Source organism: Tateyamaria sp. syn59, assembly GCF_007995245.1.
GTDB lineage: Bacteria > Pseudomonadota > Alphaproteobacteria > Rhodobacterales > Rhodobacteraceae > Tateyamaria.
The window spans coordinates 430185-451421 of the sequence record NZ_VCBA01000001.1 but is presented as its reverse complement, the minus strand read 5'-3'; the positions used below and the strand labels follow the sequence as shown (position 1 = coordinate 451421).

At 61.6% G+C, this 21237-nt stretch carries 18 protein-coding genes; 8 read left to right on the top strand and 10 right to left on the bottom strand.

Going from position 1 to position 21237, the window contains the following annotated elements; translation table 11 throughout:
* The first annotated feature begins 52 nt into the window (after nt 1-52).
* Nucleotides 53-2140 (top strand): ABC transporter ATP-binding protein, encoded by a 2088-nt coding sequence (locus FD715_RS02245; RefSeq protein WP_147104534.1) that lies wholly within the window; start codon nt 53-55, stop codon nt 2138-2140.
* Here the strand turns inward: FD715_RS02245 and FD715_RS02240 are convergent, their stop codons facing one another.
* Together FD715_RS02240 and FD715_RS02235 are read right to left on the bottom strand one after the other, a co-directional pair.
* The gene (locus tag FD715_RS02240; protein WP_147104531.1) at nt 2141-2626 is read right to left on the bottom strand and encodes a hypothetical protein; all 486 of its coding nucleotides are present in this window, start codon (nt 2624-2626) and stop codon (nt 2141-2143) included. It abuts the gene before it with no gap.
* 92 nt (nt 2627-2718) lie between these two features.
* Entirely contained in the window at nt 2719-3309 is a 591-nt protein-coding gene (locus FD715_RS02235) for a lytic transglycosylase domain-containing protein (protein WP_370455325.1), read from the bottom strand.
* Between the two features lie 167 nt (nt 3310-3476).
* On the opposite strand from FD715_RS02235, the gene ssb reads away from it, so the two are divergent.
* Nucleotides 3477-3974 (top strand): single-stranded DNA-binding protein, encoded by a 498-nt coding sequence (ssb, locus tag FD715_RS02230; protein WP_147104528.1) that lies wholly within the window; start codon nt 3477-3479, stop codon nt 3972-3974.
* Between the two features lie 57 nt (nt 3975-4031).
* Here ssb and FD715_RS02225 read toward each other — a convergent pair whose 3' ends face one another.
* The 3 genes from FD715_RS02225 to FD715_RS02215 are packed head-to-tail and all read right to left on the bottom strand — an operon-like array spanning nt 4032 to nt 6344.
* Nucleotides 4032-4628, bottom strand: a complete 597-nt coding sequence (locus FD715_RS02225) for a pyridoxamine 5'-phosphate oxidase family protein (protein ID WP_147104525.1) — start codon at nt 4626-4628, stop codon at nt 4032-4034.
* A 23-nt stretch (nt 4629-4651) separates the two neighbouring features.
* Complete coding sequence (gene aroB, locus FD715_RS02220; protein ID WP_147104522.1) at nt 4652-5764, bottom strand: 3-dehydroquinate synthase; 1113 nt, start codon at nt 5762-5764, stop codon at nt 4652-4654.
* Nucleotides 5757-6344, bottom strand: a complete 588-nt coding sequence (locus tag FD715_RS02215) for a shikimate kinase (RefSeq protein ID WP_147104519.1) — start codon at nt 6342-6344, stop codon at nt 5757-5759. The genes aroB and FD715_RS02215 overlap by 8 nt, the downstream gene beginning before the upstream one ends.
* A 93-nt stretch (nt 6345-6437) precedes the next feature.
* Between FD715_RS02215 and FD715_RS22435 the strand changes: the two genes are divergently transcribed.
* Genes FD715_RS22435 through FD715_RS02205 form a run of 3 tightly spaced genes read left to right on the top strand, consistent with a single transcriptional unit; the run spans nt 6438 to nt 9074 of the window.
* Entirely contained in the window at nt 6438-6587 is a 150-nt protein-coding gene (locus FD715_RS22435) for a hypothetical protein (RefSeq protein ID WP_172839363.1), read from the top strand.
* On the top strand, nt 6577-8115 hold the full coding sequence (locus FD715_RS02210; RefSeq protein WP_147104516.1) for a hypothetical protein: 1539 nt from the start codon (nt 6577-6579) through the stop codon (nt 8113-8115). The genes FD715_RS22435 and FD715_RS02210 overlap by 11 nt, the downstream gene beginning before the upstream one ends.
* Nucleotides 8112-9074 (top strand): site-specific tyrosine recombinase XerD, encoded by a 963-nt coding sequence (locus FD715_RS02205; RefSeq protein WP_147104513.1) that lies wholly within the window; start codon nt 8112-8114, stop codon nt 9072-9074. The genes FD715_RS02210 and FD715_RS02205 overlap by 4 nt, the downstream gene beginning before the upstream one ends.
* Here FD715_RS02205 and FD715_RS02200 read toward each other — a convergent pair.
* A complete protein-coding gene (locus FD715_RS02200; protein ID WP_370455324.1) occupies nt 9014-9934 on the bottom strand; it encodes a metallophosphoesterase in 921 nt (306 codons plus the stop codon). The genes FD715_RS02205 and FD715_RS02200 overlap by 61 nt on opposite strands.
* On the opposite strand from FD715_RS02200, the gene FD715_RS02195 reads away from it, so the two are divergent.
* Nucleotides 9891-11201 (top strand): HlyC/CorC family transporter, encoded by a 1311-nt coding sequence (locus FD715_RS02195; protein WP_147104510.1) that lies wholly within the window; start codon nt 9891-9893, stop codon nt 11199-11201. The two genes, FD715_RS02200 and FD715_RS02195, sit on opposite strands and share 44 nt — an antisense overlap.
* A 9-nt stretch (nt 11202-11210) precedes the next feature.
* On the opposite strand, the gene FD715_RS02190 is transcribed toward FD715_RS02195, so the two are convergent.
* The 3 genes from FD715_RS02190 to FD715_RS02180 form a co-directional block, all read right to left on the bottom strand.
* Nucleotides 11211-12041 (bottom strand): LytTR family DNA-binding domain-containing protein, encoded by an 831-nt coding sequence (locus tag FD715_RS02190; protein WP_147104507.1) that lies wholly within the window; start codon nt 12039-12041, stop codon nt 11211-11213.
* 151 nt (nt 12042-12192) lie between these two features.
* Nucleotides 12193-14604 (bottom strand): FAD-dependent oxidoreductase, encoded by a 2412-nt coding sequence (locus FD715_RS02185; protein WP_147104504.1) that lies wholly within the window; start codon nt 14602-14604, stop codon nt 12193-12195.
* A 109-nt stretch (nt 14605-14713) separates the two neighbouring features.
* Nucleotides 14714-15988: a DUF2254 domain-containing protein gene (locus tag FD715_RS02180; protein ID WP_147104500.1), complete on the bottom strand. Its 1275-nt coding sequence runs from the start codon at nt 15986-15988 to the stop codon at nt 14714-14716.
* A gap of 141 nt (nt 15989-16129) precedes the next feature.
* Here FD715_RS02180 and FD715_RS02175 point away from each other — a divergent pair, with 141 nt between their 5' ends.
* Both FD715_RS02175 and FD715_RS02170 read left to right on the top strand, forming a co-directional pair.
* Nucleotides 16130-18538, top strand: coding sequence for an FAD-dependent oxidoreductase (locus FD715_RS02175; RefSeq protein WP_147104497.1), 2409 nt, complete (start codon nt 16130-16132; stop codon nt 18536-18538).
* A 118-nt stretch (nt 18539-18656) separates the two neighbouring features.
* A complete protein-coding gene (locus tag FD715_RS02170; protein ID WP_147104494.1) occupies nt 18657-19253 on the top strand; it encodes an NTP transferase domain-containing protein in 597 nt (198 codons plus the stop codon).
* Here the strand turns inward: FD715_RS02170 and FD715_RS02165 are convergent.
* Nucleotides 19246-21117: a Hint domain-containing protein gene (locus tag FD715_RS02165; RefSeq protein ID WP_147104492.1), complete on the bottom strand. Its 1872-nt coding sequence runs from the start codon at nt 21115-21117 to the stop codon at nt 19246-19248. The genes FD715_RS02170 and FD715_RS02165 overlap by 8 nt on opposite strands.
* Nucleotides 21118-21237 lie beyond the last annotated feature (120 nt).

Genomic DNA, 21237 nt, shown 5'->3' with positions numbered 1-21237 from the left:
TATTTTTGGCCAGAAGAAGCCCAAAGGGCACGGGCTGACGGGGAGAGATAGAATGGCGAAACTGGACTATGACGGCCCGATCCTGGAGATCGACAAGCTGAGCATTTCCTTCTTCACGCGGCTGCGGGAGATCCCGGCTGTGATGGACTTTTCGGTCACCGTGCAACCGGGTGAGGCCGTGGGGCTTGTGGGCGAATCCGGCTGCGGCAAGTCCACTGTGGCCTTGGGCGTCATGCAGGATCTGGGCAAGAACGGACGGATCGTGGGTGGGTCCATCAAGTTCAAGGGTCGTGATCTGGGTGAGATGAGCATGGAGGAGTTGCGCGACATCCGCGGGTCCGAGATTGCCATGATCTATCAGGAGCCGATGGCGTCCCTGAACCCCGCCATGAAGATCGGCAAGCAGTTGATGGAAGTGCCGATGATCCATCAGGGCATGAGCGAAAAGGACGCCTACGACCGTGCCTTGCAGGTGGTTACGGACGTGAAGCTACCCGACCCCAAGCGCATCCTGAACAGCTTTCCCCATCAGCTTTCGGGCGGTCAGCAGCAGCGCATCGTGATCGCCATGGCGCTCATGTCCGAGCCGTCGCTTTTGATCCTCGATGAGCCGACCACGGCGCTTGACGTGACCGTCGAGGCGGCCGTGGTCGAACTGGTGAAGGATCTGGGCAAGAAATACGGCACCTCGATGCTGTTCATTAGCCACAACCTTGGCCTTGTGCTCGAAACCTGCGACCGAATTTGCGTGATGTACTCGGGTGAAGCGGTCGAGCGTGGCTCGATCAAGCAGGTGTTTGACGAGATGCGGCACCCTTACACTCAGGCGCTGTTCCGTTCGATCCCTCTGCCCGGCGCGGACAAGAATGCGCGGCCCCTGGTGGCGATCCCCGGCAACTTCCCCCTGCCCCACGAACGCCCGCCCGGCTGCAATTTCGGCCCGCGCTGCGACTATTTCGAGGAGGGCCTATGCAATGAGAACAAGCCGATCCCGATGTTCCCCGCCAATGACGATGGCAGCCACGAAACGCGCTGCCTGAAGTTCAAGGAGATCGACTGGAACGCCCCGCTGACCGTGGGCGAACAGAAGGAGAAGGGCGAAGTGGGTGACGTCGTCCTGAAGATGGACAAGCTCAAGAAGTATTACGAGGTGGCTGCCTCTGCCCTTTTCTCATCCGGCGAGAAGAAGGTCGTGAAGGCGAACGAGACGCTGAGCTTTGAGGCGCGGGAATCCGAAACGCTGGCCATCGTGGGTGAATCCGGGTGCGGGAAGTCAACTTTTGCCAAGGTGCTGATGGGGCTTGAAACCGCGACCGAAGGGTCGATCACCATCGGCAACAAGGCCATTCAGGATGTGCCGATTGAGGACCGCGATACGCAGACGGTGGCCGATGTGCAGATGGTGTTCCAGAACCCCTTTGACACGCTGAACCCGTCCATGACCGTGGGCCGCCAGATCATTCGCGCGCTTGAGATTTTCAAGGTCGGCAAGAATGAAGCCGAGCGGCAACAGCGGATGCTGGAACTTCTGGATCTGGTGAAACTGCCCCGCGCCTTTGCAGAACGGATGCCGCGGCAACTGTCGGGCGGTCAGAAACAGCGCGTGGGAATTGCCCGAGCCTTTGCCGGGGATGCGCGGATCGTGGTGGCGGACGAACCGGTCTCCGCCCTCGACGTGTCGGTACAGGCGGCCGTAACCGACCTGCTGATGGAGATCCAGCGTGAGCAGAAGACGACACTCCTGTTCATCAGCCACGACCTGTCCATCGTCCGCTATCTCAGCGACCGTGTAATGGTGATGTATCTGGGCCACGTGGTGGAGCTTGGGTCGACCGAACAGGTCTTTGCCCCGCCTTACCACCCGTATACGGAAGCCCTGTTGTCTGCGGTGCCTATCGCGGACACATCAGTCGAAAAACAGCATATCGTGCTTGAGGGCGACATTCCGTCAGCTATGAACCCACCATCCGGCTGCCCGTTCCAGACGCGGTGCCGTTGGAAGTCGGATGTGCCCGGCGGTCTTTGCGAGAAAGAGGTTCCGCCCGTGCGCCATCTAGCCGAGGGACATCAGGTGAAGTGCCACCTCGCCGACGACATCCTTGAGCGTATGGAACCGGTAATCAAAGTTGCAGCGGAATGATCAGAGCGCATCTGCAGCGGCAACGTAATTCTCCATAAACTGCCAGAATGCAGGGATCGCTGTGGTGTCCGCCCAGTAGCGCAGATCGGTTGCGTTGGTGGCCAAGGTGCCGATGCAATACGCGCTCCAGAACTGCCAAGCCCTTTTGGCCGTGCGCGACAGGATGAGTGTCCAGAGGAAGCCAAGCGGTCCGATCAGAACTGCGGCCATGTAGGCGGCCATCACGTTGTCGGCCGCGACCAGCTCGTAGAGGGTCAGGTGGTCGAGCGCGATCAGAAACAAAAAGCCAATATTCGCCGCAAAGAGCGTTCCGGCGATGGCCCCTGCGATACCGCCTGCCGCCAGCATGTCGAGATGGAGGCGCCGTGCCGAGGGGCTATGGTGGATCATCCGGGGCTTGGCCACAACGACATCCGCCGCGTTCAGGGTGCGCCCCTTGTTGATCCGTGCCAACCGTTCGTCGAAAGTGGATTGTCCCGGCTTCATGCCCGCCCCCGTTTTGCTTCTCGTCTAACGGGTTAGGCAAGCGACATGGCAGGTTTATGGCGAAACTGGCGCCAAGGCGCGGCAGCGATCGGTCAGCTGCCCCAGATCACCTTGACGTAATTGCGTGTCTCGCGGAATGGCGGCACGCCGTTGTACTTCTTCACCGCGCCCGGACCGGCGTTGTAGGCGGCAAGCGCCAGACGCCAGCTGCCGAATGTGCGGTACTGTTCCTTGAGATAGCGCGCACCGCCATCGAGGTTCTGTGCAGGGTCCTCGCGGTCAACGCCGAGGCTGCGGGCTGTGGCGGGCATCAGCTGCGCCAAACCGTAGGCGCCCTTGTGCGACACGGCCTTGGAATTCCAGCCGCTTTCCTGTTGTACAAGGCGCAGAAACAGATCTTCAGGCACGCCGTGGCGGCGGGCCGCATCGCGAGCCATGTTCAGGTACGGGCCCCGATACTTGCCGTTGAACTTGCGCGTCTCGGTGTCCCATTTGGTCGGCGTGACGACCTTGCGCGGCTGCAAGCGAACCGAGTTGGAGTATTGTTTGGCCGCGCGCGTGTCGAGGACCTTGGTCTGAGACTTGAACAGGCTATTCCGGCTTTTCGACGACACGCTTTGTGCCATGCCCGCATCTGCAACGAAGGCGGCGACTATCGCCCCAGCCCAGAGTGCCCGCATCATGACCGTCCCCCAGTTCGTACACTGCCACCGTTTCTTTGCGCGCAATATACGGGTTTTTCACACCTTTGCCACCTCTGAGATTTAAGTCTGCGTTAACCATGTGTAGTCTAGCCAGAACGCAAGGCCGAGGCGTGGAATCAGCCCGGCACGGGACAAAGGGAAAAGACATGGCAGGCTCAGTCAACAAGGTCATTTTGATCGGCAATCTGGGGCGCGACCCCGAGGTTCGGACATTCCAGAACGGTGGCAAGGTGTGCAACCTGCGCATCGCCACATCCGAGACATGGAAGGATCGCAACACGGGCGAGCGAAAGGAACGGACCGAATGGCATTCGGTTGCGATTTTCTCGGAACCGCTGGCGCGTGTGGCCGAACAGTATCTGCGCAAAGGATCCAAGGTGTACCTCGAAGGTCAGCTTGAAACCCGCAAGTGGCAGGATCAATCGGGACAGGACCGCTATTCGACCGAAGTGGTGCTGCGCCCCTATACCTCGACCCTGACCATGCTGGATGGCCGCGGCGAAGGCGGCGGCGGTGGCGGCTCCTTTGGTGGCGGTGGTGGTGGCCAGATGGGCTATGACGATCAAGGCGGTGGCTATGGCGGCGGAAGCAGCCAGCCCAGCCCGGCCCCCAGCCGCGACCTGGACGACGAAATTCCATTCTGAACCACAAACAATCTGATTGCAAAAGGCCCGCCCATTCCGGAGGGCCTTTTTCTTGGATCAGTAAAGCGTATCGCGATAGAGCTTATCGACCGCGTCCTGCCCTGTCCGCTCCTGCGGTATCGCGGTGTGATCGCGTAACATATCCAATAGAGTGGCAACCGGCCGCTGCGACGGCCAACCGTCGGGCTTCCACAGACCGCCTCGCATCGGCGCCTTGCCGCAATGGGTGTAGATTTCCTCAGCCGTGATCCGCAGCACGGTCTTTGGGCTGCGGCCATTCACCTGAAACTGTTCACGCAGCGCGGGGTCTTCGCTGATCTCGGCCGTGCCGTTCACGCGCAGGGTTTCGTCCACTGTCGGGATCAGGAACAGCAGCGCCACTTTCGGGTGGGCGAGAATGTTCATCAGGCTGTCGATCCGATTGTTGCCCGGCCGATCCGGCAGCAACAGCGTGGTGTCGGATTCCACGGTCACGAACCCCGCCGGATCACCTTTGGGCGAGATATCGAGCGCGTCGCCATCCGAAGTGGCAAGGATCAGAAATGAGGAGTGTTCGATGAATTGCCGACAATGTGTATCGAACGCATGGATGACCTTGGCCGCCGCTCTTTCATGAACGTCACCATAGATTTCACGCAGTCTTTCCGGCGTCATCCGCTGGTCCCTCCTGTCATCTGTTATCGAGCCCTAAGAGCGTCTTCGAGCACCGCAATCACGGTGTCTGGCGGCACATCCGAGGTCACAAACGCCTCGCCAATCCCCCGTGCGAGGATGAAATTGAGCGTTCCGGCGACGACCTTCTTGTCTTGCCCCATCAGATCCAATAGCCCGCGCGCATCCGGGAGTTCACCGGGAACATCAGAGAGGTCTGTCTTGAGCCCCATCGCCTTGAGATGTGCCCGCACCCGGCTCGGGTCTTCCTGACTGCACAGGCCCAGCCGGGCGGAGAGTTCGAAGGCGAGGCCGCAGCCAATAGCGACGCCTTCGCCGTGCAGCAGCCGCTGGGAATAGCCGGTCGCCGCTTCGAGCGCGTGGCAGAATGTGTGGCCCAGGTTCAGAAGCGCGCGATCTCCCTGCTCTGTTTCGTCACGGGTCACGATGTCGGCCTTCATCTCGACCGACCGTTTGACGGCTGAAACGCGCATGCCAACGTCGCCCGCAGCCATTGCGGGGGCGTTATCTTCAAGCCAGGAAAAGAACGCGGCGTCGCCAAGCAAGCCGTATTTCATCACTTCGCCGTAGCCAGCCAGAAAATCGCGCGGGGCGAGCGAGGCCAGCATGTCCGTATCTGCCAGAACAAGACTCGGTTGGTGAAAGGCGCCCGCCAGGTTCTTGCCCTGCGCGGTGTTGATCCCGGTCTTGCCGCCGACCGAACTATCAACCTGCGCAAGAAGTGACGTGGGCAGCTGAACAAACCGCACACCACGGCGCAGGATGGCGCAGGCAAAGCCGACCAGATCACCAATGACGCCGCCGCCCAAGGCCACCACCACGTCACGGCGCTCGATCTTCTGGTCCAGCAGCCATTCCGTCACTTGCGACAGATATGTCCAGCTTTTGGTGCTCTCGCCCGGTGGCAGTTCCAGCGCGACACAGTCGATGCCAGCAGCCGACAGTCCCCGTTCAAGGGCCGCAAGATGCAAAGCGGCCACACGGCTCTCCGTCACGACAGCGACGCGGGGGCGGGGCAGCATGGGCGCGATGAACGTGCCCGCCTCGGCCATCAGGCCCGGCCCGATCACAACGTCATAGGCCCGCGTGCCCAGGGGCACATGCACGGTTTCACGCATTCATCATCTCCAACACGTCCGGGCGTTCCGTCAAAAGGGTGCCGACGACCCTGTCAACCATCTGTTCGATGCTCTTCTCCGCCTCAGACCGCACGGTAACGTCGGCCAGCGCATAAAGCGGCACGCGCGCGGCATAGATCTCCGCCAGAGTGGCCCGAGGATCAGAGGTGCGCAGCAAGGGGCGCGTGTCCTTGTGGCGCACCCGCTGCCACAGCAGATCAAGATCCGCGTTCAGCCACACCGACACCCCGCGCGCGGTGATGTTGGCCCGGTTTTCCTGGGCCAGAAAGGCACCGCCGCCCGTCGACAGGATGCCACGTTCCTCGTCCAGAAGCCGCGAGATGACCTGCGTTTCCTTACGGCGAAAGAACGGCTCGCCATCGCGTTCGAAGATTTCGGGAACAGTCATGTTCGCCGCCGTCTCAATCTCTGCGTCGCTGTCCAGAAACGGCACATTAAGGCGCAAGGCCAGTGCACGCCCGACAGCGGTCTTGCCCGCACCCATCATGCCGACCATCACGACGGTTTTCTTCAGTCGGTAGGTCGCCCCGACCACACTGTCCTGCTGAATTTCGCTCATATCGCTGTCAATGACGTGATTTTGCAAAAAAGGCCATATATGCTTTGGGCAAAACTAAGAAACACAACCAAGACTTCTGGGGCAGGCAAACACATGATCCGTCTATTCAAGCTGTTGATCTTTCTCGCGATCATCGGATTTGTCGGGCTTGTGGGCTATGCCTATGTCGGAGAGTATTTCGGCGCCAACTTTTCGCCGCCCCAGGATGAAGTGCGCACGCCTGTGACATTGGATGCGGAATAGTCTTGCCCCTCTGATTGCCGCGCTGGTCTGCGCGGGCACGACACTTGGCGCGCAGGGCGAGGCCACGGCACCACTTAGCGTGATCGACTGGCTGGACACCCAAGGCGCTATCGACGCGGCCCTGCCAGCCCCGCCCGAACCAGACATCGCAGCCAGTGGCGCAGTGCCCCAGGTCACTGTGCAGCCCCTGCAAACGGACGCCGCCCAACGGGTTGGGCTGGCCCCGTCGAACGTGACGGGCCTGCCCGATACGCTGTGGCAATCGACCGATGCGGCCACCCTGACGCGGGCCGTCGGCGCGCTGCCCGACGCGCCCCTGCCCGCGCTTCAAAACCTGATCCTGACCCTGCTTTTGGCGGAGGCGAACCCGCCGCAGGGGGATGCGTCGCGCTTTGACCTCGCCCGCGTGGATGCGCTGACAAAAATCGGCGCGCTCGACCCGGCGCTGGCGCTTCTGGAACAAACTGCCATCGACAAGCGCGCCGGACATCTTGAGCGCTATATGGACCTGTCGCTGGTGTCCGGTGATCCCAGCACAGCCTGTAGGTTAATCCTCGCCACTCCCAAGCTGTCTCCGGGCAAGGGGGACGAGGTGTTTTGCAATGCGCGTGCAGGAAACTGGGAGGATGCCGCCCTTGTCCTCGGCACAGCGCGGGTTCTGGACCTCGTACCCGAAGATCAGGCCGCCGCACTTGAGCGGTTCCTAGACCCAGAACTCTTTGAGGGCGAGCCGCCCCTGCCTGTCCCCGCGACCCCGGATCCCCTGACCTTCCGCCTGTTCGAAGCGATCGGCACGCCGATCCCGACACGCACCTGGCCGCTTGTCTATGCCAATGCAGACCTGTCGGCCAATGCAGGTTGGAAGGCGCAACTTGAAGCCGCCGAGCGGCTGGCGCAACGCGGTGCGCTTGGCGACAATCGCCTCCTCGGGTTGTACACACAGCGCCAACCTGCGGCATCGGGCGGCGTCTGGGACCGGGTGGCTGCGGTCCAGCGCTTTGAAACGGCATTGCGCACGGGCAGCCCTGCGGCTGTATCCAAAACCTTGCCCGCCGCCTGGCGCGCGATGGGTGAGATCGGCTTGCAGACGGTCTTTGCCAGCATGTTTGCCGAGGATCTGACCAAACTCGTTCTGAGCGGGCCGACCGCCGATCTGGCATTTGATGTGGTGCTGCTGTCACCCGCCTATGAAACGGCGCTAACGCAATTCCCGGCGCGCGCAATGGATCGCCCGGTCCCCATTGCCATCGCGACGGGTGAGGTGCCAACCAACCTGACCGCCGACGGGGTTCAGGGCGCTGTTCTCGCCGCGTTTCGCGACGCACCGCCTGACGCAGGGATTGTAGCCGCGGCACAGGCCGGTGAACTTGGCCTGGCGCTGGCAAACGCAATCACATTAACCCACGGCGGTGCGGGCGGCGACGTCGCGCGGCTGACGACCGGGCTTGCCACCTTGCGCGCGCTTGGGCTGGAGGATGTTGCCAGACGCACCGCCCTGCAGGTCCTTTTGCTGCGAGGCGCGGGATGAGCCACCGTTGGATCTCGACTTTCCTCGACGCCCAAGCGGCCGAACTTGGGGCCGCGCGCAATACGCTCTTGGCCTATGGCCGCGACCTCAAGGACGCGGATGCGTGGCTGGCCGGGCAGGACGCGGACTTTGAAACTGCAGATACGACCCAAATCAAAGCCTACCTGATCCATTGCGATGCACAGGGGCTGGCCAAATCCACCCGCGCGCGGCGCCTGTCCGCCATCAAGCAGCTTTACCGTTTTGCGTTCGAGGAAGGTTGGCGCGCCGATAACCCTGCCATCCAGATCGCCAGCCCGGGCCAGGACAAACGCCTGCCCAAAACGCTGGACGAGGAGGAGGTTGACCGCTTGCTGCTGTCCGCACGCACCTTCGGGCGCGGCGATCACGACCGGCTGCGTGACACCTGCCTGATGGAATTGCTATATGCCACCGGCATGCGCGTCAGCGAGCTGGTCAGCCTGCCTGCATCTTCCGCCCGCGGGGATCCGCAAATGCTGCTGATCCTCGGCAAGGGCGGCAAGGAGCGTATGGTCCCGCTTTCTCCGTCGGCGCGTGCAGCGCTTGCCGCCTGGCTCAAATGCCGCGATGCACGGCGCGAGATGGTCGAAGCGGAAGGCGCCCCGCCTTCACGCTTTCTGTTCCCGTCGCGCGGCGCCTCCGGCTTTCTAACCCGGCACTGGTTCTATGCACGCATCAAGTCGCTCGCCGTCCATGGCGGTGTCGATCCGGGCAAGGTGACACCCCACACTCTGCGCCACGCATTTGCCACGCATCTGTTGGCGGGCGGCGCTGACCTGCGGGCGATCCAGACGATGCTGGGTCACGCAGATGTCGCCACGACCGAGATTTATACGCATGTGGTAGACGAACGACTGACACAGCTGGTGCTGGATCATCACCCGTTGGCGAAGGACAAGCGCAAATCGGGCGGCAGAACATCCTCGGACGGCCAATAGCCCGTGCGCAAGGCGATGTCATAGCCTTGGGTCAACCTGGCGTTTTCCATGTCGGACACGGCTGCATCCACGTCATAATCGAGGCGGTGTAGGACGGGCTGACCGTTGTCCAGAACCATGAAGGCAGTCTGTTTCAATCCGTCGTGCGGCGGCATTCCGACCACGCCTGCATTGATCCACCGACCCGCTCCGACATCGCGCTGAAACGGGAGCCCTGAATGGCCCGCAACAACATGATCCACGGGGCCGACCTGCGCCTCGGCCGCCGCCCACTCGGCCTGGAACACCGACATCGGAGAGGATGACCACACAAATCGCGCGACGTTCGACACGCCGCCATGGATCACAGCGTAGCGTGCGCCAGCATGCGTAAACAATATGATTTCCGGCAAGCTGGCCATCCAGGCCAGCGCATCGGCATCGATCCGCGATTGGGCAAAGCTGTACCATCCGGCAGACAACAGATCGCAGGTGCTGCCATCCTCAAACCCACAGCCGCAGTCGTCGGCTTCAGCTGCCAACTGCGCCTCGCAGTTACCCGCCACAACAGCGCACTCCGCCGCGCGAATGGCCGCAACAGTTTCCGCGGGGCGCGCGCAGTAAGCGACGACATCACCGGTGCAGACCGGTTTTGCCGCGAAACGGCTGGCCTGTTCCAGAACCGCCCTTGTCGCCTGAAGATTGGAATAGGGCCCGCCGAACAAAAGAACAGGTCCGTCCAGCATACCCAGATCGTGCACCCGCATCCCGCTGCATCCCTTGATTGCATCGCTTTGCACCTCCATAACCCATGCACCACCAAAGGATAAATCACGAATGGACGACCCCACATCGACGCTGGACGCAGCCTTCTGGATCACCAGCGCGGTTATCCTTGGCCTGCTTGTCATGTCCGGCTTCTTTTCCGGCTCGGAAACGGCTCTGACTGCGGCCTCACGCGGGAAGCTGCGGGCACAGGCTGACAAGGGGTCACGCGGGGCCGAGCGTGCGCTGGACATCACCGAAGACAACGAACGGCTGATCGGCTCTGTCCTTCTGGGCAACAACCTTGTGAATATCCTCGCCACATCGCTGGCCACGGCCCTGTTTACGCGAGCCTTTGGCGAATCCGGTGTGGCGCTGGCCACGCTGGTGATGACCATCCTCGTCCTCGTCTTTGCCGAGGTGCTGCCGAAAACATACGCCATCACCAACGCGGAAAAGGCCGCCTCGCTCGTGTCGCGGCCAATTTCAGTGGTCGTGCTGGTGTTCTCGCCCATCGTGGCAGCGGTGCGCCTGTTGGTCCGGGGCGTGTTGCGCGTGTTCGGCGTCAGGATTGACCCCGACAGCCATATCATGGCGGTCAGGGAAGAGATCGCAGGCGCGCTGCAACTTGGCCACTCCGAAGGAGTCGTTGAAAAAGAAGACCGCGACCGCATTCTGGGAGCCTTGGATCTGGGTGACCGCACCGTCGAAGAGATCATGCTCCACCGCTCGGGCATTGAGATGATCAATGCCGACGACGACCCGCAGGCCATACTGGAACAATGCCTGCAGTCGAACCACACCCGCCTGCCCGTCTACCGCGGCGAACAGGAAAACATCATCGGCGTGATCCACGCCAAGGACCTGCTGCGCGCGATGTACCAGGTGATCGGCGGACCGGATGGCGAAGCCGCGGCGCTCAAGAATTTCGACATCCGCCAAGTGGCCATGCCGCCCTATTTCGTACCCGAGACAACGACGCTCGATGATCAGATGCGCCAGTTTCTGCGGATGCGCACGCATTTTGCCCTGGTCGTAGACGAGTATGGCTCACTGCAGGGCCTCATCACGCTCGAAGACATCCTAGAAGAAATCGTGGGCGAGATCACGGACGAGTTTGACCCCGACGGCGATGACGTCGTGCAGCGCGGCGAGGATGGGCACTATTACATCGACGGCGCCATGACGATCCGCGACCTCAATCGGGCAACGGAGTGGAACCTGCCGGATGACGAGGCGAACACGGTCGCGGGGCTTGTGATCCACGAGGCGCAGATGATCCCGACGGTGGGCCAGGTGTTCAGCTTTCATGGGTTTCGGTTCGAGGTGACCGAGCGCGAAGGCAACAGGATCACTGCGCTACGCATCCGCGGCCTGGACTGACGACGGGCTTCACGCCACTTTCTGGTCATCCGCGTGCGCATCAAGCCAGGCGCGCACATCGTCCATCCGTCCGCGCGCGACCGGCACTTTGCCCCCGTCATGCAACGTCAGCTTGGACCCGGATAGCGATTGCGCTGTGTCCCGCGCAACCCAGTGCGAGCGGTGCGTCTGGATGCCATCTTCCGGCCTGACCTGTTCGAGAAACGTGGCCAAACGCTCGCGCAGAACTTCAACGCCGTCGGCCGTGTGGATTTCAAGATAGTGTTCAGCAGCCTTGACCCGCACAACCCGATCAAGCGACATCGTACGGCCTGAAAGTGTCACCTCCCGCGCGTCAGTTGCCGCCGCCTTGCGCGCACGCTGCGCTGGCAGCAACCACATCAGGGCCGCCGTTTCGAACACATGTGCAACCAACACATTGCGGACGTTCATTTGCCAGGTCATGCTCGAAAACGGCGGATTGCCTGGTTCAAACAGGACGGTAAGCCCGCCCGACGTCACATATGTGGCCACCAGAACCAGCGGCGTCGACAAAACGATCAATGGGATCGGACGGCCAAACACTGCGTACCACCCGCGATAAGTGAACGGTGTATAAACCAGTGACAGCAGCAAATACACAAACAGAGCGACGAACCAGAACCCCAATCGCAGTCCAAAACTGTCGAATTGCGGCAATGTCACCGGGTGCCCCGTCGCCATGATCAAAAAGCCAACCATGACGAGAACCCACAATTGCCAAGACAAATACAGCTCGTACACTTCACGTATCGTGAAATGCGCAGAGCTGCCATTCGAGACATAAACCTGCACTTCGTGATCAAACAGCGACCGATCCATAACTCCCGTCTAACATGTGACGCTAAATAGAGTAAACGCATTCCCAGGCCTAACCGGGGCGCGGACAGGCTTCACATTCGGTGAGAGTTAAAGGCCTGTATCGGTTGGTATGTGTGCTTGTTCGTGCCCCCGCCAACTTCAAAAAATCGGGTCAGGATCGCAGTCTCTCTCCGGTCGGATCAAACGGCGCAGAGCCAAGAATGGTTGCCTTATGAGGGCGGCCAAGAATGCTCACGTCCACCACGTCGCCTGCGACCGCGTCGCGCACAAACCCAAGCGCGAGGCTCATTCCGACGCTGTAACCATACGTCCCCGACGTGACGCGACCGATGCCCGCACCGTCGCGGAAAATCGGCTCACCTCCGGTTGCATCCGCCTGTGACGCATCCGTGTCAGCCGTGTCTACGTGCAGCATGACCAATGATTCGCGCGGTGCGTGTGACATCACATCGACTGCAGCCTGCTTGTTGAGAAAATCCTTATCTTGCCTGATCAAGCGATCCAGGCCCACCTCTTGTGGCCAGTATTCCGGGCTGTATTCCCGGCTCCACGAGCCATATCCCTTTTCCACCCGCAAACTCATCAAGGCGCGGCTGCCAACCGGTCCGATGCCGAATGCCCGTCCGGCCTCAACAAGTGCCGCATAAAGTTGTTGCTGATTTTCGGTCTTGCAATGCAGTTCCCACCCCAGATCCCCGGTAAAGGACACGCGCAACGCCACGACCTCGACTCCGGCAAGGGTGATCCGCTGCGATCGCATGAACGGAAAATCTGCCTTCTCGAGAGACGCGTTGGTCAACCGCTGCAACAGCGCTCGGCTGTCGGGACCCGCCACGTTAAAGCCGCAGACCGCCTCTGTCTGGCTGACAAAACTGGTGCCCTCGGGCAACGGAACCTCGTTGAAAAACCGCTGGTGATAGCGTTCCGCCATCCCCGATCCGATGATCCAGAATTCATCCTCGCCCAGTCGGGTCACGGTGAAATCCCCCGCAATCCCGCCCCGCTTGCCAATGAGAGGCGTCAGGCAAGATCGCCCGACGGCGACCGGCATCCGGTTGGCAAAGACGGCGTTCAACCAATTCTCCGCGCCCGGTCCGTGACACACGTACTTTGCGAAATTCGAGATGTCGATGATACCGCCACGGTCACGCAACATGCGCGCCTCAGCCCCCACCAGGTCGAACCATGGTTGGCGGGTAAAGCCCGCTGTGTCCTCGACATCGCCAAAATACAGCGGATGCTCCCATCCGTAGTTCAGTCCCATCTTGGCGCCAAGACGCACCTGCATGTCATGCGCCGGACGGATGCGTACGGGACGTCCTGCGGCCCGTTCCTCGCCCGGAAAATGGATCTTGAAGCGGTGCGCATACTGATCGCCCACCCGCGCCTTGGTAAAGGCTTTGCCAGCCCAAGGTCCGAACCGCGCCATGTCCCACGCGAACATATCGTACTGCGTCTCACCCTCGACCATCCACTGCGCAGCGAGCAGCCCCATCCCGCCGGATTGGGAAAATCCGGGGATAATGCCGTTACAGCAAAAGTAACCCTTTAGTTCCGGCACTGGACCAAAGAGCACGTTGGAATCAGGTGACCAGATCATCGGCCCGTTGATCACCCGCTTGATCCCCGCCGTGCCGACCACTGGAACGCGGTCGATGGCACGCATCATGTTCTCTTCGATCCGTTCGAGGTCATCAGCGAAAAGCTCGTGGCCAAAGCCCTGCGGCGTGCCCCCCTCGGCCCAGAAGCGGACATCCTTTTCATAGGCCCCAACAAGCAGCCCCTGCCCCTCTTGCCGCAGGTAGTATTCGCCGTCCCGATCCGCGACAGACGGCAAGCGGCGATCCATCGCTGCGACCTCTACAATGGTTTCGGTCACAAAATACTGATGCTCGGTTGGCTGCAACGGCAGCTCGATCCCGGCGAGCGCCGCCACTTCGCGGCCCCACAGGCCCGCAGCATTGACCACCCAGGGGGTTGCAATATCGCCTTTCTCGGTTCGCACAATCCATGTGCCGTCAGGCTGTTGCTCCGTCCCAATGACAGGGCAAAACCGCACAATCTCCGCCCCGTTTTGCTTTGCGCCAGCGGCATAGGCACCCGTCACACCAGACGGGTCCACGTTGCCGCCCTCGGGTTCCCACATGATGCAGCGGATGCCGTCGTAGTCGACCAGCGGATGCAATCTTTCGGCCTCGGCCCGGTTCACCTCGTGAAAGTTCATGCCGTAAAGCTTGGCTTTCGCCGCCTGCAAGCGTAGCTGATGGTCCCGTGCCTCCGTCTGCGCGAGATAGAGCGAACCGGGTTGAAATACACCGCATCCCTGCCCGGTCTCCTGCTCCAACTCCTTATACAGTCCCATCGTGTAGTGCTGGATCCGGCTGATGTTGGTGCTGTCATGCAGACCGTGGATATTAGCCGCCGCGTGCCAGGTGGAGCCGGAGGTCAACTCATCCCGCTCCAGCAGAATGACGTCCGTCCAACCTAGTTTCGTCAGATGATACAGGATGGAACAGCCGATAACGCCGCCGCCGATCACGACGGCCTGTGCGTGGGTGCGCATGGATATGCCTTTGCTGTGTTTCGCTGCCGTGTACCCTGCGCGCGCCCGTCGGTGCCCGATTGCCCAGCGGCGACATTGCACGTCGCTTGAGGACCAAGCAGGGCCGAATTCAGTCGTGCAGTCGCTTGGCCGCTTTGGACACCAGCCGGTCCCGATCTGGCGCCCAGGTGATCGCCTCTTTCGCCCGGTCCAGGAACTCGGCGCCCAACTCGGTCGCAGCCGCGCTCAGACCGCGGTCAGGGTGTTGCATCAACCCGGCCATCACCCGTTGCAGCCGCTGCTGCACCTCAACCTCGCCTGCACCGTCGCGGGCAATTCCGGCAAAGGCATCAATAATCAGATCCTGTGATGCCAGCGGACGCACGTGCAACCGGTCGTGGTCGGGAGGCCGGTCGCTCGTTGTTTCATCCTTGTAAAGCGACAGGATGCGCGCGGATCGGTTCAGCACGTCAATCGCGGTGCCCGGATCATTCACGCCGGGCGACAAGGCTTTCGACCCAATCTCCGACATCACCAACAGGCCAAAACGCGGATCCTGGTCGTATGTGCGCACATCGCCGATAACGGCGAGGCGCTCGACCTCCTCGACCAGAGCGTCGCGATCCTCCGGCGCCCCGACCACGTAAACCATCGGTTCGTTGACAAAGACGAAGCTGCCGATGCTGCACGGGAAATACAGGGTCACATCATGCTCGCAAGCGACCTGTTGCAACGCGTCCGGGTAGAGATATTGCAAGTAACCACTGTCACCCGCGGGTACGGGCCAGGCGCTCTGTGGCAAATCGCTGGTCCACGGACAGGCCCCAAGACACGGGGTGTCCAGCCGCTCCTGAAACTGCTGGCGTGTGATCTCTTCGACCTGCCGGGTCGTGTCGATGAGCGAGCCTAGCGTCTGCAGGTGCAGCGTCCAACGGATCAAGGACCACACGACAAAGGCCAGCACCAGAACCGTCAACCAGAACAAGACGAGCGCACGATCATCGACGTAAATGCCAACCTCGCGCAGCACGATGGCCACAAGCGCGTAGACGTATGCTCCGATGAACGCCGCAAGCGTGTTCTGTGTCACGCTGTCCTGCATGATCAGCTGATGCACCCGCGGCGTCCACTGGGTCGAGGACGACTGATACACGCTGACCATCACCGTCAGCGAAAAGGTCGTGACCGCCAGCATCGCATTGGCAATCACGTTCAAGAGCCGGTCCGCCGCTGATCCGGGCAACGTGGTCGCCATGTCCTCCGGCACAAGCGGCTCGACCAACTGGCTCAGCCCCAGCGCAAAGAAGGCAAAAAGGCCCATCGCAGCGACGCGCACCCACAGCTTGCGGCCGTAGTGGCGAACCAAGGACAGGGCCGTCGCCGGCAAATGCTTGATAAACTCCATGCCCGGCAAACTCCGTGAAGCGCCACGCCGTTCCCAATACCGACAGAACATGTCGCAGATAACCACCCGCGCGGCTTCATCTTGCCAAATAAACTCTCTCCGAAGGGTCGGCTTGCCACCCCAAAGCCAAGGATCGAAACCATGCAAACCACCACCCGTGTCGCCGTCATCGGCGGCGGCGTCGTCGGCGCCTCTGTCCTCTACCATCTGACAAAACTCGGCTGGTCCGACGTGATGCTGCTGGAACGTTCGGAATTGACGTCGGGATCGACATGGCACGCCGCCGGTGGCTTCCACACGCTCAACGGCGACACCAATATGGCCGCGCTGCAGGGCTACACGATCAAGCTCTACAAGGAGCTGGAAGAGATCACCGGCATGTCCTGCGGCCTGCACCACGTGGGTGGCGTGACGCTGGCCGACAATCAGGACCGCTTCGACATGTTGCTCGCCGAACGGGCCAAGCACCGCTTCATGGGGCTGGAAACAGAAATAGTCACCCCCGACGAAATCGCGAAAATTGCCCCCATCACCAACACCGACGGCATCCTCGGCGCGCTTTACGACCCGCTCGACGGCCATCTCGATCCGTCAGGCACCACCCACGCCTATGCCAAGGCCGCACGCATGGGCGGCGCCACGATCCAAACCCACAACATGGTGCAGGAAACAAACCAACGCACCGACGGCACATGGGACGTGGTCACGGACAAGGGCACGATCCACGCCGAACATGTGGTCAATGCGGGTGGCCTCTGGGCACGCGAGGTCGGCGCAATGGCAGGCGTTTACCTGCCGCTCCACCCGATGGAGCACCAGTATATCGTCACCGATGACATCTCTGACATCTACAATCGCAATGCCGAACACCCGCACGTCATGGACCCGGCCGGTGAAAGCTATCTGCGGCAAGAGGGCCGCGGCCTCTGCATTGGCTTCTATGAACAGCCCTGCCGCCCCTGGGCCGTCGACGGCACGCCTTGGAGCTTCGGCCACGAACTCCTGCCCGACGATTTCGACAAGATCGAGGACTCCATCGCCTTCGCCTACAACCGCTTCCCGGTCCTCGAAACCGCAGGGATCAAATCCGTCATCCACGGCCCCTTCACCTTCGCACCCGACGGCAATCCACTGGTGGGCCCCGTCCCGGGCCTGCACAACTACTGGTCGGCCTGCGGCGTCATGGCAGGCTTCTCCCAAGGCGGTGGTGTCGGCCTCATGCTTGCCCAATGGATGACCGAAGGAGAATGCGAACGCGACGTGACCGCCATGGACGTCGCCCGCTTCGGCGACTGGATCAGCCCCGGCTACACCCGCCCCAAAGTCATCGAAAACTACCAAAAACGATTCTCCGTCGCCTACCCGAACGAGGAACTGCCCGCAGCCCGCCCCAACCGCACCACACCCATGTACGACATCTTCACCGACATGGGCGCCGTCTGGGGCCAGCAATACGGGCTGGAAGTGGCCAACTATTTCGCCCAAGAGGGCGAGCCCACCTTCGAAACCCCATCCTTCCGCCGCTCCGATGCCTTCGCCGCCACCGCGCGCGAAGTCAAAGCCGTCCGCGCAAGCGTCGGCATCAACGAAGTCCACAACTTCGGCAAATACCGCGTCAGCGGCCCGAACGCCCGCACCTGGCTCGACCGCATCATGGCGGGCCGCGTGCCGCAACCGGGGCGTATCTCGCTCACACCGATGCTCAGCGCCAAGGGGCGACTGATCGGCGACTTCACCATGTCCTGCCTCAGCGAAACCGACTTCCAACTTACCGCCAGCTACGGCGCGCAAGCCGTCCATATGCGCCACTTCCAAATACATGAAGAACCTAGTGTAACCATCGAAAATATCAGCGATAAACGCAACGGCTTCCAACTCGCAGGCCCACGCGCCCGCGACGTGCTGCAATCCTGCACACGCACAGACATCGCAGACATGAAGTTCCTCGACGTCCGCGAACTCACCGTCGGCATGACCGACTGCGTCGTCCAGCGCGTCAGCTACACCGGCGATCTGGGGTTTGAGATTTACTGCGATCCCATGGCCCAACGCCAGCTCTGGTGGACGCTGTGGGAGGCAGGGCAAGCCTACGGCATCACCCCCTTCGGCATGCGCGCGATGATGTCATTGCGGCTCGACAAGTTCTTCGGCTCCTGGCTGTCGGAGTTTTCCCCCGACTACACCGCTGCCGAAACCGGCCTCGACCGCTTCATCTCGTGGAAGAAGAACACCCAGTTCATCGGGCGCAGCGCCGCCGAAGCCGAACGCGCAAAGGGTACCGCCCGAAAGCTTTGCGCCTTCATTGTCGATGCGGATGGCGCAGATGTGCAGGGTTATGAACCAATCTGGCTGGATGGCGCTGTCGTGGGTTTCTGCACCTCGGGCGGCTACTCCCACCATGCAGAGGCGTCCGTTGCTCTTGGCTTTGTGCCCACCGACAGGGTCGCGGATGACCTGAAGGTGCAGATCGAAATCCTCGGCCAGATGCGCAGCGCGCGCCTTGCAACAAAACCACTATTCGACGCGGATGGCGCCAGAATGCGCGGCTGACGTCCCTCGACCTGACCCTTGCCAATGACGTCTGCGATCAAAAACTGGCTTTGCCGGAGCGTGCAGTCATGCGATCGCCAGTGTTGCAGGGCTTTGACCAGACACATACGCTTCGGCCATGATGCCGATCCTGATCCTAGCCGCCGGTGCGTCGTCGCGCATGCGCGGCGCTGACAAGCTGCTTGAGGACGTGGACGGCCAGCCCCTGCTCGCTCGACAGATCCGTGTGGCCGAGGCGGTCAGTTCCGACATTCGTGTCGCACTGCCCCCGCCGCCGCATCCGCGTTATGCCTGTCTTGAGGGCACACGCGCGCAGCCTGTGCCGGTTCCAGGGGCTGCAGAAGGGATGGGCGCAAGCATTCGTACGCTCTTTGCCACACTCGACACCCACAGCCATGCGATGCTGCTGCTTGGCGATCTGCCGGAGATCACCGCTGCCGATCTGCGCGCTGTCCTGGATGCGGTGCACACCCACCCCGACGCACTGATCTGGCGTGGCTCCACATGGGAGGGACGCGGCGGGCACCCGATCGTCTTTGCGCGGGCGCTCTTCCCAGCCTTGCAAAAGCTGACCGGTGATGATGGAGGGCGCGACGTGGTCGCCTCCGCTGGCGACCGGGTGCGACTTGTGCGGTTGCCGGATATGCGCGCGCGCCTCGACCTCGACACGCCGGAGGATTGGGCCGCCTGGCGGGCGGCCCGTCTGATCACTTGAGTCGATCCACCAGAATCTGGGCCTCGTGCCGTTTCAGTGACAAGCGCGCGGCGCCATAGCTGTCGAGACCGACAAGCGTATCAAGTTCGGGGAACAGTTCCAGAACCTCAACACGCTGATCCGCGCCGATGCCGCGCAACGAATGATCACCCGGTTGGAAGCTTTCCGACCACGCGCCATCGGCCAGCACAACCTCGTGCTGATCGAACATCAGGTGCAGATAGCTGACCGCGCCGGTTTGCACTTGGTCCACGCCGTCCAGACCAGTCAAATGCTTGGCCGCGATCAGAACCTCGCGTTCTTCAAACATCACCTCGGCCAGGTCGGAATTCACCAGCATCCGGTGCTGCGGCGACACGAGCATGTCGCGCTCTGGAAGCCCCTTGCCCAAAGCCCCCCGCCGGATCAAAATCGGCTGGAAGCTGTCATTGCCACGCATCTCTTCCGGGCCAAGATCACGACGGCCGACCCAGCGCAGGGGTTGCGCCCCGTTGTCCCGGGTAAAGACGCGGTCGCCCGCCTCCAGCTGTTCAACCGGCACTTCGCCTCTTGGCGTCGCAATGCGCGTGCCCGGGGTGAAGCAGATGATGATCTGCTCGATCTCGGAGTACGTGACACGGCGGGCCACGTTGCCGTTTTCATCCAGCAACTCGACCGTACCCGATTCCGAACCCGGGCCATCCGGCAGCACATTTGCGCGCACGCCCGTCAGGTCGAGAACGTCAATGTCCGATCCATCGGCGTCTTCGCCACCGACGATGTTATGGTTGCCCAGCCCGTCAAAGATAAACCTGTCCGAACCGGTGCCGCCTTCGGCCCTGTCGTTGTCGGGGCCAAGGGTGATCAGGTCTTCGCCCGCACCACCCAGCAGGGTATCGTCACCAGTGCCGCCGACCAGCGTGTCGTTACCTGCACCGCCAATCAGCTCGTCCTGGCCTTGACCGCCATCCAGCACATCATTGCCTTCGCCGCCGTCAATATCGTCATCGCCCTGGCCGCCGGACAGGCTGTCATTGCCGCCCTGGCCAAAAATCACGTCCTGGCCGGTGCCACCGTCAATCGTGTCATCGCCCGCTTCAATCGGTGTGACGACCGAGTCGTCAATTAGGTCACCGGAAAAGGAAAAGCCGGAGTTGGACGACCGCGCCTCAAGCGTGAATTCAATGAACGTCCGGTTCTCGAAAGAGGCCGAGAACCACGCCTCTTGATCGTCGGGGTCATTGTTGCCGCGCCCTTCGGCCGTCACCTGCCCCCCGCTTTCAATCACATTCAGGACGGAGTCGCTGGAGGTCGCAAAGGCGGTAAAGCTGCTTGCGTCGATTGTGACAGCTTCCTGGTCGCCAGGGCTATTCCGGTCAAGATCATTGACCGTCGCGGTGGAGTTCAATGCAACCGGTGTGCCGGAGGTTGCGTTCGGGCTGCTTGGAATAAAGAATTCAAGGCGGAAGCTTGCGGTGTCGCCACTACCATTGCCGTTCATGAGAATCTCGGCACCGGTTGGGCCGGACAGGTCCACGGTCAGGTTTGGATCGGATTTCGACACAAGCACCAGACGCGCGGACACCTGCGTGCCATCTTCCAATTGGGCCACATTGCGATACACCGCAGAGTCACCGGGATCGTTGTCACGGCTGTTTTGAGTGACCCGGTTCCCGCGCGCAATCACGAGGGGCGTGGCATCATTGCCCGGCGCCGTGCCCTCGCCCACATCACCAAACAGGGTATCGTCGCCGCCCCCGCCAAGGATGCTGTCATCGCCACCTTCGCCCGACACCAAGTCCTGGCCGTTGAAGCCGCGGATCGTGTCGTCGTCATTGGTCCCTTGCAGGGTGTCGTTGTTGGACGTTCCGTTGATGTTAGCCATGGCAGCTGCCTCTTGAAGACGTACGAGTTAACTGGGCAGTGACCTGCCCCCACAGATCTAACACCCGAGCCGTCGGTTTAATTCAAATGAGGCGAAAATTCAGGGGGAAAAAGGCAGAAA

Coding starts and splice junctions, on each gene's coding strand:
- FD715_RS02245 (WP_147104534.1), top strand. CDS start 53: ATGGCGAAACTGGACTATGACGGCCCGATCCTGGAGATCGACAAGCTG.
- FD715_RS02240 (WP_147104531.1), bottom strand. CDS start 2,626: ATGAAGCCGGGACAATCCACTTTCGACGAACGGTTGGCACGGATCAAC.
- FD715_RS02235 (WP_370455325.1), bottom strand. CDS start 3,309: ATGATGCGGGCACTCTGGGCTGGGGCGATAGTCGCCGCCTTCGTTGCA.
- ssb (WP_147104528.1), top strand. CDS start 3,477: ATGGCAGGCTCAGTCAACAAGGTCATTTTGATCGGCAATCTGGGGCGC.
- FD715_RS02225 (WP_147104525.1), bottom strand. CDS start 4,628: ATGACGCCGGAAAGACTGCGTGAAATCTATGGTGACGTTCATGAAAGA.
- aroB (WP_147104522.1), bottom strand. CDS start 5,764: ATGCGTGAAACCGTGCATGTGCCCCTGGGCACGCGGGCCTATGACGTT.
- FD715_RS02215 (WP_147104519.1), bottom strand. CDS start 6,344: ATGAGCGAAATTCAGCAGGACAGTGTGGTCGGGGCGACCTACCGACTG.
- FD715_RS22435 (WP_172839363.1), top strand. CDS start 6,438: ATGATCCGTCTATTCAAGCTGTTGATCTTTCTCGCGATCATCGGATTT.
- FD715_RS02210 (WP_147104516.1), top strand. CDS start 6,577: ATGCGGAATAGTCTTGCCCCTCTGATTGCCGCGCTGGTCTGCGCGGGC.
- FD715_RS02205 (WP_147104513.1), top strand. CDS start 8,112: ATGAGCCACCGTTGGATCTCGACTTTCCTCGACGCCCAAGCGGCCGAA.
- FD715_RS02195 (WP_147104510.1), top strand. CDS start 9,891: ATGGACGACCCCACATCGACGCTGGACGCAGCCTTCTGGATCACCAGC.
- FD715_RS02190 (WP_147104507.1), bottom strand. CDS start 12,041: ATGGATCGGTCGCTGTTTGATCACGAAGTGCAGGTTTATGTCTCGAAT.
- FD715_RS02185 (WP_147104504.1), bottom strand. CDS start 14,604: ATGCGCACCCACGCACAGGCCGTCGTGATCGGCGGCGGCGTTATCGGC.
- FD715_RS02180 (WP_147104500.1), bottom strand. CDS start 15,988: ATGGAGTTTATCAAGCATTTGCCGGCGACGGCCCTGTCCTTGGTTCGC.
- FD715_RS02175 (WP_147104497.1), top strand. CDS start 16,130: ATGCAAACCACCACCCGTGTCGCCGTCATCGGCGGCGGCGTCGTCGGC.
- FD715_RS02170 (WP_147104494.1), top strand. CDS start 18,657: ATGATGCCGATCCTGATCCTAGCCGCCGGTGCGTCGTCGCGCATGCGC.
- FD715_RS02165 (WP_147104492.1), bottom strand. CDS start 21,117: ATGGCTAACATCAACGGAACGTCCAACAACGACACCCTGCAAGGGACC.